This window comes from Streptomyces sp. PL-25, from assembly GCF_058344915.1.
Genome location: NZ_CP136997.1, coordinates 410,329 through 425,760, shown reverse-complemented (window position 1 = coordinate 425,760; position 15,432 = coordinate 410,329). Strand labels below are relative to the sequence as shown.

At 74.2% G+C, this 15,432-nt stretch carries 9 protein-coding genes; 3 read left to right on the top strand and 6 right to left on the bottom strand.

The features are described 5' to 3' along the window. Positions 1 to 268: 268 nt before the first annotated feature. Positions 269 to 4,216: a glycoside hydrolase family 2 TIM barrel-domain containing protein gene (locus tag R4Z62_RS01750; RefSeq protein ID WP_491518937.1), complete on the top strand. Its 3,948-nt coding sequence runs from the start codon at positions 269 to 271 to the stop codon at positions 4,214 to 4,216. Here R4Z62_RS01750 and R4Z62_RS01745 read toward each other — a convergent pair. From R4Z62_RS01745 to R4Z62_RS01720, 6 genes are all read right to left on the bottom strand, one after another. Further along, positions 4,206 to 5,528, bottom strand: a complete 1,323-nt coding sequence (locus tag R4Z62_RS01745) for an MFS transporter (RefSeq protein ID WP_491518936.1) — start codon at positions 5,526 to 5,528, stop codon at positions 4,206 to 4,208. The genes R4Z62_RS01750 and R4Z62_RS01745 overlap by 11 nt on opposite strands. Continuing rightward, positions 5,525 to 6,058 carry a GNAT family N-acetyltransferase gene (locus R4Z62_RS01740; RefSeq protein WP_382847191.1) on the bottom strand — a complete coding sequence of 178 codons (534 nt, stop codon included), beginning with the start codon at positions 6,056 to 6,058 and terminating at the stop codon, positions 5,525 to 5,527. The genes R4Z62_RS01745 and R4Z62_RS01740 overlap by 4 nt, the downstream gene beginning before the upstream one ends. Position 6,059: 1 nt before the next feature. Further along, positions 6,060 to 7,325 (bottom strand): type III PLP-dependent enzyme, encoded by a 1,266-nt coding sequence (locus R4Z62_RS01735; RefSeq protein ID WP_491518935.1) that lies wholly within the window; start codon positions 7,323 to 7,325, stop codon positions 6,060 to 6,062. Then, complete coding sequence (locus tag R4Z62_RS01730; RefSeq protein WP_491518934.1) at positions 7,322 to 8,668, bottom strand: DUF6271 family protein; 1,347 nt, start codon at positions 8,666 to 8,668, stop codon at positions 7,322 to 7,324. Before R4Z62_RS01730 ends, R4Z62_RS01735 begins: the two co-directional genes overlap by 4 nt. Then, positions 8,665 to 9,696: a phytanoyl-CoA dioxygenase family protein gene (locus R4Z62_RS01725; RefSeq protein WP_355480745.1), complete on the bottom strand. Its 1,032-nt coding sequence runs from the start codon at positions 9,694 to 9,696 to the stop codon at positions 8,665 to 8,667. The genes R4Z62_RS01730 and R4Z62_RS01725 overlap by 4 nt, the downstream gene beginning before the upstream one ends. Positions 9,697 to 9,990: 294 nt before the next feature. Then, the gene (locus R4Z62_RS01720) at positions 9,991 to 11,481 is read right to left on the bottom strand and encodes a glycoside hydrolase family 3 protein (protein WP_491518933.1); all 1,491 of its coding nucleotides are present in this window, start codon (positions 11,479 to 11,481) and stop codon (positions 9,991 to 9,993) included. 1,277 nt (positions 11,482 to 12,758) lie between these two features. Between R4Z62_RS01720 and R4Z62_RS01715 the strand changes: the two genes are divergently transcribed. Then, entirely contained in the window at positions 12,759 to 14,045 is a 1,287-nt protein-coding gene (locus R4Z62_RS01715; RefSeq protein WP_382847186.1) for an AAA family ATPase, read from the top strand. 409 nt (positions 14,046 to 14,454) lie between these two features. Then, on the top strand, positions 14,455 to 15,126 hold the full coding sequence (locus R4Z62_RS01710) for a hypothetical protein (RefSeq protein ID WP_491518932.1): 672 nt from the start codon (positions 14,455 to 14,457) through the stop codon (positions 15,124 to 15,126). Positions 15,127 to 15,432 lie beyond the last annotated feature (306 nt).

Here is a 15,432-nt window from a genome sequence, read left to right as displayed (position 1 = left end):
TTCCGGCCGTTCACCAAGAACGAACACAGTCCGACAGCATCATTGCCTCGGTTGCGTCCGGGTCCTAGGGTGTGCCTGGTTCCACAGCCCCCTCTGCCACCAGCGTCAGCGATCTGTACCGGCGTCAACTTCCGTTCGACATACCGACATCGCTCCTGTCGCCGACCCGGCGACCGACGAAAGCTCGTGTTCGGTTTACCAACAGCATCGGACAGTTGCCGGCGCTCCGCTCCCCACGGCGGCGCACTGTCCAGCATCGAGGAAGGCCATGGTCATGCAGCACCCGCACCCGTCCGCCGCGCACGGTCCCGCCCGGCCGGTCGTCAGCCGCCGCCGTCTGATCGGAGCGGGAGCCGCGGTCCTCGGAGCCTTCGCCGTGCCCGCGCTCCCGGGCCCGGCGTCCGCGGCCGCCGGCGACGGGCCGACGGCCACCGGCACGGAGTGGAACGGCCACATCGACGTCTTCCGGCTCGGGACCGAGCCCCCGCACACCACGCTCATGCCCTACGCCGGCACGGACCAGGCGCTCAGGGCCGACCGCACCCGCTCGCCCTACCGGCAGAGCCTCGACGGGACCTGGCGTTTCGCCTGGTCGGCCCGCCCCGACCAGGGCGACGACACCTTCTACCGCACCGACCTGGACGACTCCTCCTGGGACACCCTCCCCGTCCCCTCGGTGTGGCAGACGCACGGCCACGACGTCCCGATCTACGTCAACATCACCTACCCCTACTGGGGAGCCAACGGCCTGGGCGAGGAGCCGCAGCCGCCCGCCGCGCCCACCCGCCACAACCCCGTGGGCCGCTACCGGCGCACCTTCACCGTGCCGCGCGACTGGGCGGGGCGGCGGACGTTCCTGCACTTCGAAGGGGTCAAGTCCGCGCACTACGTGTGGATCAACGGCAAACCGGCGGGCTACCACGAGGACTCGTACACCCCCGCCGAGTACGACATCACGCCGTACCTGGAGCCGGGCACCAACCAGATCGCCGTCGAGGTGTACCGCTACTCGGACGGCGACTGGCTGGAGGACCAGGACATGATCCGGGTGAGCGGCATCTTCCGCTCGGTCTATCTGTACTCCACGCCCGACGTGCATCTGCGCGACTTCAGGCTGGAGACCCCGCTGCGCGACGGGTACACCGCCGCCGACCTGGCGGTGACCGCGAGCGTACGGGCCTACGGCGGCGCGCGCGAGGGCCGGTACACCGTGGAGACCCAGCTGTACGACCCGCGCGGACACGCCGTCTGGCCGCGCCCGCTGGAGCAGAGCGCGGACCTCGGCTCCGTGCCCGCCGGGCAGGACGTGACGGTGCACGGCTCCCGGGCCGTCCCCGCGCCCCGGCTGTGGTCGGCCGAGCACCCCGAGCTGTACACCGCCGTGCTGCGGCTGCGCGACCCGGCGGGCAAGGTGACCGAGACCCTCTCGCACCGGGTGGGCCTGCGCGAGTTCGCCCTGCGGGACGGGCTGATGCGCATCAACGGCAAGCCCGTCTCGCTGCGCGGCACCAACCGCCACGAGATGCACCCCGACCGGGGCACGGCACTGACCCGCGCGGACATGGCCGAGGACATCCGGACCATCAAGCGGCTGAACATGAACAGCGTCCGCACCTCGCACTACCCCAACAACCCGCACTGGCTCGAACTGGCCGACGAGTACGGGCTGTACCTGGTGGACGAGACCAACCTGGAGACACACGGCATCCGCGACCGCTTCCCCGGCGACCACCCCGACTGGACCCGCGCCTGCGTCGCCCGCGCGCAGAACATGGTGCACCGCGACAAGAACCACGCCTGCGTCGTCATCTGGTCCCTGGGCAACGAGGCGGGCGGCGGCAGCACCTTCGTCGCCATGCACGACTGGATCCGCTCCTACGACACCACCCGGGTCATCCAGTACGAGGGCGACGACCGGCCGGGGATCAGCGACATCCGCTCCGCCATGTACGAGAGCCCCGCCCGGATCGAGGAACGCGCCAGGGACACGGGCGACACCCGGCCGTACGTCATGATCGAGTACTGCCACGCGATGGGGAACTCGAACGGCAACTTCAAGAAGTACTGGGACATCGTCCGCCGCCACGACGTGCTCCAGGGCGGCTGGATCTGGGACTTCGTCGACCAGGGCCTGAACTGGCCCACCCCCGAACGCACTTCGCTCACCGAGACGGGACCGGCCGCGCTCACCGGCGAGGTGTTGCCGGCCCACGCGGGCTTCACCCGGGGCGAGGGCGTCTCCGGCACCACCGTCTTCGCCCGCGACGACCGCCTCGACCTCACCGGCTCCCTCACCCTGGAGGCGTGGATCACCCCGCGGGCGACCGGCTACCACCAGCCGCTGGTGGCCAAGGGCGACACCCAGTACGCCCTGAAGCAGACCGACTCCCGGCTGGAGTTCTTCATCCACGCCGCCGGGCAGTGGATCACCGCGAGCTGGGAGCTGCCGGACGGCTGGACCGGAACCGAGCACCATGTCGCCGGTGTCTTCGACGACCGGTCCGGCACCCTCACCCTGTACGTCGACGGCGCGGCCCGCGCCACCCGGGCCACCACCGTGCGGCCCGGCTCCAACACGGCGCCGCTCGCGCTCGGCGGCGACGTGGACAACCCGACCCGCGCGTTCAGCGGCACCATCCGCCGGGCCCGGGTGTACGCCCGCGCCCTGAGCGCGGCCGAACTCGCCTCCGACGCGCGCACACCGGGCGACGAGGGCGTACGGTTCTGGTTCGACGCCGCCACCGCCGGGGTGCGACGCGAGCGGTCCGGGGAGCGGACGTTCCTCGCCTACGGCGGCGACTGGGGCGACAACCCGAACGACGGCAACTTCCAGGCCGACGGGATCGTCACCGCCGACCGCGGCCACACCGGCAAGGCGGCCGAGGTCAAACGGATCTACCAGGCGATCGGCGTGAGCCCGGCCGCGGGCGCCGGGGCGCGCGCCTCTGGGGCCCTTTCCTCCGGGGCGCTCACCCTCACCAACGAGTACCTGTTCACCAACCTCCGCGAATTCGACGCGGGTTGGACGCTGGTGGCGGACGGGAAGGCGGTGCGCCGCGGCAGGCTGACCCGCGCGCAGCTCGACGTGGCCCCGCTGTCCCGCAAGGACATCACCGTGCCCCTCGTCCTGCCCGCCGCACCCGCCCCGGGCACCGAGTACTTCCTCGAACTCTCCTTCACCACAAGGGAGTCCACCCCATGGGCGGAGGCCGAGTTCGAGGTGGCCAAGGCACAGCTCCCCGTCGACGCGGGCAGCCCGGCCGTCACCCCGCGGCCGCTGGAGAGCGTCCCGGCCCTGCGCCACCGGGACGACGGACGCACGATCACCGTCACCGGCCGGGACTTCTCCGTGACCGTCGACCGGAGCACCGGCGTCATCACCTCCTACGAGGCCCGCGGCCGCCGCCTGATCACCTCGGGACCCGTACCGAACTTCTGGCGGGCCCCCACCGACAACGACCGCGGCAACGGCCAGCACACCCGCAACCAGACTTGGCGCGACGCGGGCGCCCGCCGCACGGTGACCGGTGTCGCCGTACGGGCCCTGGGCGAGCGGGCCGTGGAGATCGCGGTCACCGGCACCCTGCCCACCACCGTCGCCTCGGCCTACACCACCACGTACACCGTGTTCGGCAACGCCGAGATCAAGGTGGACAACACCCTGCACCCGGGGGCGGCGAGCCTGCCCTACCTGCCGGAGGTCGGCACACTGCTGCTTCTGCCGGGCCGCCTGGAGCACCTCCACTACTACGGGCGCGGCCCGGAGGAGAACCACTGGGACCGCAACGACGGCACCGACGTCGGACTGTACTCCGGGACCGTGTCCGGCCAGTGGACCCCGTACATCCGCCCGCAGGAGAACGGCAACAAGACCGATGTGCGCTGGGTCGCGCTGACCGACGGCGACGGCAACGGCCTGCTCGCCTCCGGCGAACCGCTGCTGGAGTTCAATGCCTCGCACTTCACCCCGGAGGACCTGTCGCTCGGCGCGCGCCACGACTACCAGCTCACCGCGCGCGAGGAGGTCGTCCTGCGGCTGAACCACCGCCAGATGGGCGTGGGCGGCGACAACAGCTGGGGCGCGCACACCCACGACGAGTACAAGCTCCTCGCCGACCGCGACTACCGCTACACCTACCGGCTGCGTCCGCTGAGCGGTGTCCGCGGTGCGACCGGCGCGTCCCGCCGGCCGACCGCGACGACACTCAGGGAGTGAGGCCCTCGGCGACCGGCCGGTCCTCGGCCGCCCGCGGCTCCCCGGCCACCGGGTGGTTCCCGGCCGCCCGGTCGTCCGGAGCAGCCGCCGGGGCGGCCGGGGCGTGGGTGCTCCAGCTGATCCGGGTGCCCGCGAGGGAGACGATCAGCGCCGAGACCGCCACGGCGGACATGCCGACCACCAGGCCGCCCCAGCCCGCGATGAAGCCGATCAGGGCGGGCCCGATCAGCAGACCGGTGGTGCCCATGGCCGCCACCAGCGCGAGCGCGTCCGAACCGCCCGCGGCGGCGGCCACGTACACGCACGGGGTGACGGCGGCGGCGCCCAGGCCCACGCAGGCGAACCCGAGCAGGGTCGGCACGACACCGCCGGCCAGCAGCGCCAGGGCCAGTCCGACTCCCGCGACGGCGCTCCCGCAGACGACCACGCGGCCGTCGCCCCAGCGGGTGCGCCAGCGGTCGGCGAAGACACGGGCCAGCAGCATCATGACCGAGACGACGGCGATGCCCAACGGCGCCACGGTCGCCGACGCCTTGGCGATGTCCTTCATGTAGAGCGCGGACCAGTCGTTCATGGCGCCCTCGGTGATGGTGCCGAACACCATCGCGCAGCCCATCCACAGGGTCGCGCGTCCGGGCAGGCTCAGCCTCTTGCGGCGCCGCCCGGCGGGAGCGTCCGCCGCCGCGTCCGCGCCCTCGGCCGCACCGGCCTCCTGGGGCGCCGTCCCCGCGGCCGGTTCGGGCTCGTCGAGCAGGCCGCGCCGCGCGCAGGCCAGCAGCACCAGCAGCAGGACGAACGCCACGGCGAAGTGCGCCGTGACGGCCGAGGTCAGCAGGTTCACCCCGGAGGCCAGCAGCGCGGCGCCCAGCAGACCCGCGCTGAAGGTCGCGTGCAACTGGGACATCACCGTGCGCCGGAACCGCTTCTCCAGCGCGGCGCCCTGGGCGTTCATGGCCACGTTCAGGGCGCCGACGGCCACCCCGTCGGCGCAGATGATCACCAGTGCCACCGGGTAGTCCGGCGCCTTCGACAGGGCCGCGAGCAGTACCGCCAGGCACAGCCCGGACACCAGCGACAGCCGCCGCGAGCCGAGCCGCCGCATGAGGTACGAGACCAGCGGGAAGGACACCACCGCGCCCACCCCGCAGGCCATCAGCAGCAGGCCCAGCTCCTGTTCGGACAGGTCGAGCCGGCTCTTGAGGGCGGGCAGCCGGCTCGTCCAGGTGGCGTACTGGAAGCCGAGGAAACAGAACAGTGCCGCGACGGCCCACTTGGCGCGGGCCGACTCGTCACGGACGCGGAGCACCGTCATCGGCCCGCTTCTTTCCTGTAGGAGGGGCCGCGCACAGGCACCCTGGTGGACATGTACAGCGCGTGGGGGCCGTAGCCGGACGGGACCTCGATGTCGCGGTGCGCCCGGTAGCCGAGCCCGCGCCAGAAGCCTTCGAGCCCGGCGACGGCGACCAGCGACATCCGCTCGAAGCCCCGGTCCGCCGCGACGGCGGTGAGATGCCCGGCCAGCCGGGCGCCCAGGCCTCGGCCGCGCAGGCGCTCGTCCACGACCAGGTCGTGCAGATGCAGGTTGGCGGTGCGGTGGGCGGCCCGCTCCGGCGCGGTCAGGTCGGGGAAGGCTGCCTCCGGGTAGGGCAGGGCCAGGACGTACCCGCCGAGCCGGTCGCCCAGGTCGAGCACGAAGCAGGTGCCGGGCGAGACGCGGCCCCGGGACTCCAGCGCGGCCTGCCCCTCGGTGAGGCCGCTGCCGGCGTAGGCCGCCGCCTCCAGGGCGGCGACCTGCGGCCAGTCGGCGTCGGCGAGGGCGCGGACGCGCGGTGCGTGGTCCACGTCAGTGCGTCCCCTCCGGCCCGGCCGCCACCCAGGTGCCCGGCACGGCGTACGGCAGCGCGTCCGCCGCCGTGCCCGCCGGGGCGTCCGGCGCGGTGTCCGTGGTGGCGCAGTCCAGCGGGCTGAACCCGTTGAAGCCCTGGGTCATGTAGCTGGTGGCGTAGGCACCGGCGGACAGGATCCAGACCGGGTCGCCGGAGGCGAGGTCCTCCGGCACCGGCGTCCGGTGGCCGTCCGCGCCGTAGGTGTCGTCGCTGTCGCACGTCGGGCCCGCGACCACCGCGGGCACCAGCGGAGCGCCGACGTGGCCGGGGAAGACCAGCCGGTGGCAGAGCTGGTCCATCTCGTAGAGGCCGTTGAACTTGCCGCAACTGAGGTAGAGCCAGCGGGCGGTGGCGCCGCCGGGCTGCTGCCGGGCGGTCAGCCGGTACACGTGCGCGCGGACCGCGCCGTGGTCGGCGACCAGGTGCCGGCCGGGCTCCATGACGAAGTCCAGGGGCACGGGACTGGCCTCGCGCAGCCGCTCCATGCCCTCCCGGACGACGGCGAACATCTTGTCCAGGGGCGGATCGAGCCGCTGGCCGTGCCGGTCGAGATAGCCGAGCGCGGGCAGCCCGCCGCCCAGGTTGACGAGATCGGGCACGATGCCCCGCTCGGCGAGTGCCGTCAGCACGTCGGCGAGGGTGTCGAACGCGTCCCGCCACGCCTCCGCCGTCATCTGCTGCGAGCCGACGTGCACGGACAGCCCCGCCGGGACCAGGCCCGCCGCGCGGGCCGTCTCCAGCACCCGCACCGCGTCCTCGGCCGAGCAGCCGAACTTGCGGCTCAGCCCCCACAGCGCGCCCTGGCCGGTGGTGGCCAGCCGGCAGAAGACACGGGAGCCGGGGGCGTGCGCGGCGAGGGCCGCCACGTCCTGGACGCTGTCGGTGGCGAAGGTGCGCACACCCAGGCGGTACGCCTCGGCGATCGCCGCGTCGGACTTCACGGTGTTGCCGTAGTGGATCCGCTCCGGGGGCACGCCCCTGGCGAGGCCCTGCCCGATCTCGGCGGGGCTCGCCGCGTCGAAGCCGGCGCCCTCCCGGGCGAGGCAGTCCAGCACCTCGTCGACCGGGCACGCCTTCACCGCGAAGCGCACGCGCACACCGGGGAGTTCGGCCAGCAGACGCCGGTACTGGCCCCTGATCCCGGCGAGGTCGTAGACGAGGCGGTCCGAGTCCGCGGCGGCCAGGGCGCGGGCCAGCCGCGCCGGTACGTCGTCCGTGCTCACCCGCTGGTGCTCCCGGTCCCGTCGGGCCCAGCCGCGTCCTCGCGGGCCGCGCGCGTGAGCGCCGCCCAGGAGTCGGTCAGCAGGGCGAACTCCTCGATGTCGCGCACGGCCTCGTCGAGCAGCAGCTCGCGCTGTGTGCTCAGCGACTCGGCGAACTGCGCGTACCGGCCGCCGAGTTTGCGGTAGGCGGTGTCGACGCGGTCCAGGCGCCACAAATTCTCGTCCCGGTCCAGACGCGTGCTCTCGCGCAGCAGCGCGGCGACGGCCTCGGGCCGGACCCGCTGCTCGCCGTCGAGCAGGGCGGGGCCCGCCGCCGCCATCCGGTCGTAGACGAAGTGGAAGTAGAGCATGGACAGCAGGAACTTCACGAACCGCGTCTGGTAGGCGTGGAACCCGGTGTCCGTGCGCCGCTCCGGGGTGTAGAAGTTCTCGATGTGCCGGTTGTGCAGCACCCCGGGCAGGGTGGCGTCGTGCACCAGGTGGATGAGGAAGTAGTCGCTGCCGATGGTGCGGGTGGCCGGGGGCAGCGGCACCCGTTCGTACACGGCGCGGCTGAAGGCGATGTTGCACATGTCGACCCGCATGGGGTCGACGAGCGTCAGCGTCGAGCGGTCGCCGGTGAACGGATCGGTCCCGGCGCCCCGGAAGGACTCCTCGACCAGCTCCCGCCGGCTCTCCTCGGACCAGTGGCCGGGCGCCCACAGGCTCACCACGTCGTGGTGGACGGCCGCGTCCAGCTCGGCCATCTCACCGATGTCCACTGAGAGTTCACCGATGAACGAGGCACCGGCCATGGAGACGGGACGCCGGGCGAGGGCCGGGTCGAGCACCGTCTCGGACACCAGGTCCGCCACCTGCGCGGCGGGCCGGCCCAGCGCGGCCGCCTCGTGGTGGACGGGGAAGACGGGTGCGCCCTCGAAGGTCTGGTAGGCGCTGTCGGAGTCCCTGCGGTGCACCGAGCGGCAGCCGAGGGCGGCGGCGATCAGGAACACCCGGTCGGTGCAGGCGCCGTAGGAGACGTCGTCCGGCAGCAGCAGCGACAGCAGCCGGCCGGCGTCGGCACGTCCGGAGCGCTCGATCACGCGCCGCAGGAAGACCCGCTGCCGGTCCTCGTCGAGGTGGTGGGTGACCACACCCGGCGCGGCGGGCAGCCCGGCCAGGACACGGGCGTGCTCGGCGCGGGTCGGCTCGTCGCACGAGTCGAGCACGAGCAGGTGGACCTCGACGCCGAAGTGCGCCGCCGCGTAGGCGGCTTCGGCGGCGACGGCCGCGAGGGTGGGGGAGCACGCCCTGTTGGTGGGCAGGGCCAGGCAGATCCGCTCGGGTGCGGTCGGCCCGGTCACTCGGCGTCCTCGCGTCCGCTCCAGGAGTCGAGCCCGAGCAGCTTGCGGCCCAGGCCGTTCAGGGTGGCCGGGCCGTACCGGTCGGCCTCGGGCCGGACGGCGTCCCCGAGCAGCGTCGGGTTCCAGTCCGGGGTGCTGAGCGTGCGCCACGACTCCACGCGCGAGCGCCGCAGCTGCTCGTGCTCCTCCAGCGCGGGCATCATGGAGAGGTACTGCGCGGCGCGCACGCCCCGCTCGGAGACGTTGGGCGCGACCCCGTGCGCCAGCAGGCCGTTGAAGATGAGCAGGTCACCGGCGCGCAGCTCGGGCCGTACCACCGGGAACTCGGCGCGGTCGACGGCCGGCCGGATCGGGTCGCGGTCCTGCGGCTGCTCGATGCGCCACTGCTCGAACCGCCGGAACAGCTCGGGCGCGCACTGGAAGCCGCCGAGCGCCGCGTCGGTGTCGTTGAGGGCGAGGATGCCCTGCACCCGCTGCGGCAGCACACCGAGCGTGGTGTCGACGTCCCAGTGCAGCTCGATGTCGAAACCCTCGTCGGTGGGGGCGATCAGCGAGCGCGAACGGTTGCCCCGGTTGGGCGGGTTGAGGTTGAGCCGGTCGAGGGTGACCCACAGCTCCTCGCAGTCCCACACGTCCACGAAGGCGTCGTAGACCCGCTGGTCCTGCCGGTTGTCCCACAGGAGCTGGTGGTGGTACGCCTCGACGAAGCCGTACACATGCAGGTCGCGGTCCAGGTCCGAGCGGAACTCGCGTTCCTCGTACCAGGTCTCGGGGCGGTCCGGGTCCAGGCCCTGGAACTCCCAGGCGAACTCCAGCAGGCTCTTGGCCGCGCCCGGCGAGACGGCGTCGCGGACGACGACGTAGCCGTAGGTCTGCCAGAAGGCGAAGTCCTCCTCGGACAGCACGCGCAGCGGCCGGGACTTCTCGATGTCGCGCAGCGGTGTCTGGGCGAGGTAGGTCTCGCCGTCCGAGCTGAAGTAGGGGCGGGCCGAGGGAGCGCGATGCAGATACGGGGCGGATTCCGGCATGGGATCACTCCAGGGCGTGTGGTGCGTGCGGGGCCGAACGGCCGGAACTCGGCTCTGCGCGGTGGTCGCTGTGCGCGCTGGTCGAACCGAGGCCCTCCCAAGGTGGACTAGACCATTTGTGGTGTCAACGCGGGTCTGCCGAAGCTGCCCCCAAGTGCCTGTGAAGTGCCGGTCGTCGGCCGCACCCAGGCGGAACCGCCGGTACGCCGAAGGGCGGCGCGGAGGTACCGCGCCGCCCTGGTGAGGTGTTCCGCCGCCGGGTGTGCCGGGCGGCGGTGGACCGGCCGGTGCCGGTCAGCCCGCGACGATGCGCTCGGCGGCGGCCACCCCGCACACGCGGGCCGCACCGTGCGTGGCGATGTGCACGGCGCCGCGCGCGGGGGACTGCGGGACGCCCATCTCCACCACGATCGTGTCCGGGCGTGCGGCCAGCACCGTGTCCAGGGCCGACCGCATCCACGGGTGCCGGTGCTCGTCGCGCACCACGGCCACGATCCGGTGCTCGCCCGCCGCCTTCAGGGCCGCGGCCCCGGCGTCCGGGCCGGCCTCCGCGTCGGTGAAGGTGCCGGTCGTGGTGCCCGGCAGCAGCCGCTCCAGCTCGGCGTCGACCCCCCAGGGCGTCTCGTGTCCGACGGCGATGTTCGGGGCCGGGTTGAACGTGGCGACGTAGACCGGCGCGTCCACGCGGGCCGCTTCGCCGGTGACGGCCAGCGCGCGGCGGGCGGCGACGAGCCCCACCTCCTCGTCGGCCGCGACATCGGCCTCCGCACGGACCCGCGCCGTCCAGCCGGCCAGCTCGCGCACCCGCCGCGCGGCGTCCGCCAGCCGCTCCTCGGACAGTTCGCCCCCGCGCACGGCGGCGACCAGCGCGTCACGCATGTTCAGCACGGTGGCCTCGTCGTGCAGTCCGCCGCCGACGCAGATCGCGTCCGCGCCCGCCTCGATGGCCAGCACGACGCCGCGCTCCAGGCCGTAGGCGCGCGAGATGGCCTGCATCTCGATGCCGTCGGTCACGATCAGCCCGTCGTAGCCGAGTTCACCGCGCAGCAGCTCGACGAGGATCCGGTGCGAGAGGGTGCCGGGGCGCTCCGGGTCGAGGGCGGGCACCAGGATGTGCGCGCTCATGACGGCCCGGGTGCCGGCCTCGATGGCGGCGCGGAACGGCACCAGTTCGCGCTTGTACAGCGTCTCGGCGTCGACGTCGATGCGCGGTATCGCGTGGTGCGAGTCGACGTTGGTGTCGCCGTGGCCGGGGAAGTGCTTGGTGCAGGCGGCGACGCCGCTGGACTGCATGCCGCGCACATAGGCGGCGGTGTGCCGGGCCACCAGGTCGGTGTCGGCGCCGAAGGCCCGTACGCCGATGACCGGGTTGCCCGGGTCGGCGTTGACGTCGGCGGACGGCGCCCAGTTGAGGTTGACGCCGCACTCGGCGAGGCGGCGGCCCAGCTCGCGCGCGACGCGCCGGGTGAGGTCCGTGTCGTCGACCGCGCCGAGCGCGTGGTTGCCCGGGAAGGCGGATCCCGTCCGCACGTCCAGCCGGGTGACGTCACCGCTCTCCTCGTCGATCGCGACCAGGAGATCGTCCTTCTGCGCCCGCAACCGCGCGGTCAGCTCGGCCACTTGGCCGGCGGTGGCGACATTGCGTCCGAACAGGGCGACGGCGGCCAGGCCCTCGTCGATACGGCGGTGCACCCAGTCGGGCGCCGTGGTGCCGGCGAAACCCGGCTGAAGCACCGCGAGGGCGTCGCGGGACAGGGACTCGTTGCCGGTGGCACTCATGGTCATCGGGGGCGTCATCCTTTCGCGGCGCCGTCGCTCGGACCGCGCTCACAGCCTTGCCTTGCGGGGTGGGGCGACCGGCCGGAACGACGCCCCGAACGGGCGGCCGCCCGTTCGTCGGCACCGTCCCGCTCGTCGCCGGGGACGGCGCCGGCACGGTCTCCTCGCGAACGTGCGGCAGGGCCCCCTCCTACAGGTCGTGCGCCGGTGTACGCCTGTTCGGCAGGGCCCGTTGCGCATCACCGTCGGGTCGGTGAACGGGGCCCGGCACCGATTGGTGTAGACCTTCACCGGCGAGCTTGGCCTAGACTTTTACTCGGCGTCAAGGAGGTCCGACCACCGGGAACCCGCTGTCGGGGCCGGTCGTGCACCGGTGTGCCCGAAGGGGCACAGCCGACCCGTGGTTCACTCAACTGGACTGGACCAATGGCTGGTTGAGGGCTATAACGGGAGGCCGTTGAGGCGGCCGGGAAGGCGGGCCGCGGCCAACGATGTCATCGGCGCCCGGTGCGCGGCCTGCCACGGCCGTGCCGTTCGGGTGCCCGAACGCAACCGCAAGAGCAGCACGTTCCGAACGACGGAGGCGCTGGTGCCCCGCTTACGCAGGCCCGCCGAACCATGGCTCGCCCTCCGGCCCGCCCCCTCGCGCACCGCCGCACGGCGGACGCCGGGCGACCGCGCGGGCGGACGCCGGCCACCGCCCGGCCGCGCCCCCGGGACCCCTGGCGCGGACGAGGCTCCCGGCACCCCCGGGGCCCGCGTCACGCGCACGGTCCCCGGGCCGTCGGGGACTGTGCCGCACCGGTCGGCGCGCCGCCCCGGCCCGCACCGCAGGCCCCCCGTCCATGGATCGCCGCACACCCCGCCCGCCGAGGACCACGGCGCCCGCCCGGCCGCGACCGGACCGGCCGACGCGCCCGTCCTCGCGGCACCGGCCGCGCCCCGGCGCCGCGCCGACGGCGGCCCGGCGCCGTCACGCCCACACCGTCCTGACCCGCGCCGTTCCCGCCCACGCTGTCCCTGCCCACGCCGTTCCGATCCACGCCGTTCCCGTCCCGCGCGCGACGGCGGCACCCCGCAGGTGCGGACCCGCCGCGCCCGGCCTCGCCCCCGCCACCGCGCCCGCGCGACGCCCTGACGAACCGCCCGCCGCCGAACCACCACCGCGCCGCCCCCCCACGCCCCTGCCCGCGCGCCCTCCCCCCTCCCGGCCCACCGACTTCCGCACCCCACGACACACCGATCCAGAGATGTCATGACAAGCACGACGAGATGGGCATGACGTGACCGACACCATCACCCTGGACGCGCTCGCGGCGACCCTGGTCGACGCACGGGAGGCGGCCTGCCTCACCCAGGAGGACCTGGCCCGCCGGTCCGGGCTGAGCGTCCGGGCCATCCGCAATCTGGAGACCGGCCACACCGCACGCCCCCGCAAGCAGTCCCTGCGCCTGCTCGCCCAGGCCCTCGGCCTGCCGCCCGGCCAGGTAGGGCACCTGCTGCGCACCCCCCGCCCCGAGCAGCGCCCCGCACCACGGCCCGCGGCCCTGTCCGCCGAACTTCCCGCGGCCCCCCGTCCCCGGCTGGCCGGCCGGCAGCCGCTCGTCGACTCCCTGCACGCCCATCTCTCGGCCCGTGAACGCCCCGACCACCAGCGGCTCGCCGTCGTGGTCGGACCGCCCGGCGCCGGCAAGACCTCCCTGATCCTGCGCGCCGCCCACGCCCTGCGCGCCCGGTTCCCGGACGGGCAGATCTTCGTCGACCTGCACCCGCCGGCCTCCGCCCCGCTCACCCCCGACCGGCTCGTCCGCCGCGTGCTGCGGTCGCTGGGCGGCACCCCCGACCCGGACGGCCCCGAGGAGGCGGGCGCACGGCTGCGGGACATGCTCAGCAGGCGCCGGGTGCTCGTCGTCCTCGACAACGCCGACACCGAGGCCCAGGTGCGCCCCCTGCTCGTGGACGACGTGCGCAGCGCGGTCCTGGTGGCCGCCCGCCGCGAACTGCCCGCGCTGCCGGGGCAGTTCGCGCACCACGTCGGGGCACTCGGCCGCGCCGACGCCCACCAGATGCTGGAGGACCTCGTCGGAGCCGCCCGCACCCGGGCCGAACGCCCGGCCGCCACCGCCGTCGTCGAGTTCTGCGCCCGGCTGCCGCTGGCCCTGCACATCGCCGGCCTGTGGCTCTCCACCCGTCCCCACCGCTCGCTGCGCGACCTCGCCCACCGCCTGGCCGACGAGGAGCAGCGGATCCGCTTCCTGCGCGTCGGCGACCTGTCGCTCCAGGACAGTGTCGCCGCCTACCACCGGGCACTGCCCGCGCACATCGCCGCCCCGCTGCACCGACTCGTCGACCTGCGCGGCGACTTCGGCGCCGCGGAGGTGATGGCCCGCGTCACCCCGTCCAGGGAGCACGCGGTGGACCTCCTCGACGAACTGCTCTACCGCCAGGTCACCCACGTCAGCGGCACCGGCGACGGGGGAGGGACCCGCTACCGGCTGCACGACGCCGTCCGCCTCTACACCGCCCACTGCGTCCCCGGACCACCGGGCCTGCACGCCCCGGCGGCCTAGACAGCCGGATCACCGGCGCCGGGGACATCCGGTCCCCGGCGACTTCCGCACCGCTCCGGGGCAGGCCGGCGGCGGCTGGTGCACGATGGGCCGCGGAGGCGGGGCCCGCGATGGAGCCCGAGCTGCGGTTGCGACTGGACGGGACGAGGCGGCGGCTCGCCGAACTCAAGCTGGAGGAAGGCGGGTTGCAGGTGGCGGCGGGCCGGTGGGAGAGCGCCGCGGCGACCGCCCTCCATGCCTGGCGCGAGGCGGCCCGCCCGACCGTGCCGCTGCGCCTGCTGCGGGACCCCCTGGGCGAGGGCACTCTGGTGACTGCACGGCACGGCTCGCCCAGCGGGAGTGGACCAAGGCCGAGACCGCCGCGCGTGGCACCGTCGACCTGTTCGGGGCGGACGACGAGACCGCCCTCATGCTCGAACTGGCCCAGCAGGGTCGCGGCCCGCTGGTGCACCGCATGGCCCGGCCGGTCGTGAGCGGTCCGGACGGGCGACCGGCCGCGCTCGACCCGGCCGCGCGGGCACGCGAAGCCTTCGCCCGCCGGGCCGCGACGGCCGGGACGGTGCCCGTGGTGGAGCCCGAGACGGCCCTGCCGCAGGCCGAGCCGTTCCACCTGCGCGGCCGGGCCCCGCTGGTGCCGGCCGAGTCCTCGCTGCGCGCCGAACCGGCCGCCGTCACCGACGAGTCGGCCGCGCGTGCCTGGCTGCCGCACCTGCACCGCACCTGGCTGCTGATCGCCCTGCGGCGGTACGCGGAAGCCCTGGACGCGGTGGAGGCGGCCCGCTGTGGATACTTCGGCGCGCCGGGGCGTCTGCGCCGAACGGCGCTGCGCGGAGCCGCTCTTCGAGGACGGCTGCGAGGCCGAACGCGTCGCCGACATCACCCTGGACCGCTGGGAGGCCGCAGCCGACGCGGGCCTGCGCGGACCCGCCGACCACCTCGGCGAACAGCGCAACCTCCCCTGGTCGGAATCGTCCGGACGGCCCGCTCGACCCCGCACCTGCTATTCTTCGTCCGATTCCCCGGGACACCTCGACGTCCCGGGCTCGGCACGACCGAGCGGTCGCGGATCTCACCGCCCTGAAACCGATGATCCGGCGCCCTTCTGAGCGCGCACACGGACCTGCGGGCGTACGCGACGGCGACCGGCCTTCCGGCAGCGGACCGGCGGCCACGGCCGACCACCCGCACAGCACACCCGCACGACACACCCCGCTGGCTCCCGCCAGTGGGGTTTCGCTGTTTTCCCCTCCCCGGTGACGCCGCCACGGCGACGCCGGACGACCACCTGTCCGCCGCGGCCCGGCCGCGGCCCACCGACCCTCTCGGGAGCCCCTGTGACGTCCTCGCCCCAGCGCCCGCCGGAACCGCCAAGTACCTTGCTCAGCAA

What these genes read in the sequence shown, in the direction of transcription:
- R4Z62_RS01750 (WP_491518937.1), top strand. Translation starts at nt 269, where the DNA reads ATGGTCATGCAGCACCCGCACCCGTCCGCCGCGCACGGTCCCGCCCGG.
- R4Z62_RS01745 (WP_491518936.1), bottom strand. Translation starts at nt 5,528, where the DNA reads ATGACGGTGCTCCGCGTCCGTGACGAGTCGGCCCGCGCCAAGTGGGCC.
- R4Z62_RS01725 (WP_355480745.1), bottom strand. Translation starts at nt 9,696, where the DNA reads ATGCCGGAATCCGCCCCGTATCTGCATCGCGCTCCCTCGGCCCGCCCC.
- R4Z62_RS01720 (WP_491518933.1), bottom strand. Translation starts at nt 11,481, where the DNA reads ATGACCATGAGTGCCACCGGCAACGAGTCCCTGTCCCGCGACGCCCTC.
- R4Z62_RS01710 (WP_491518932.1), top strand. Translation starts at nt 14,455, where the DNA reads ATGCTCGAACTGGCCCAGCAGGGTCGCGGCCCGCTGGTGCACCGCATG.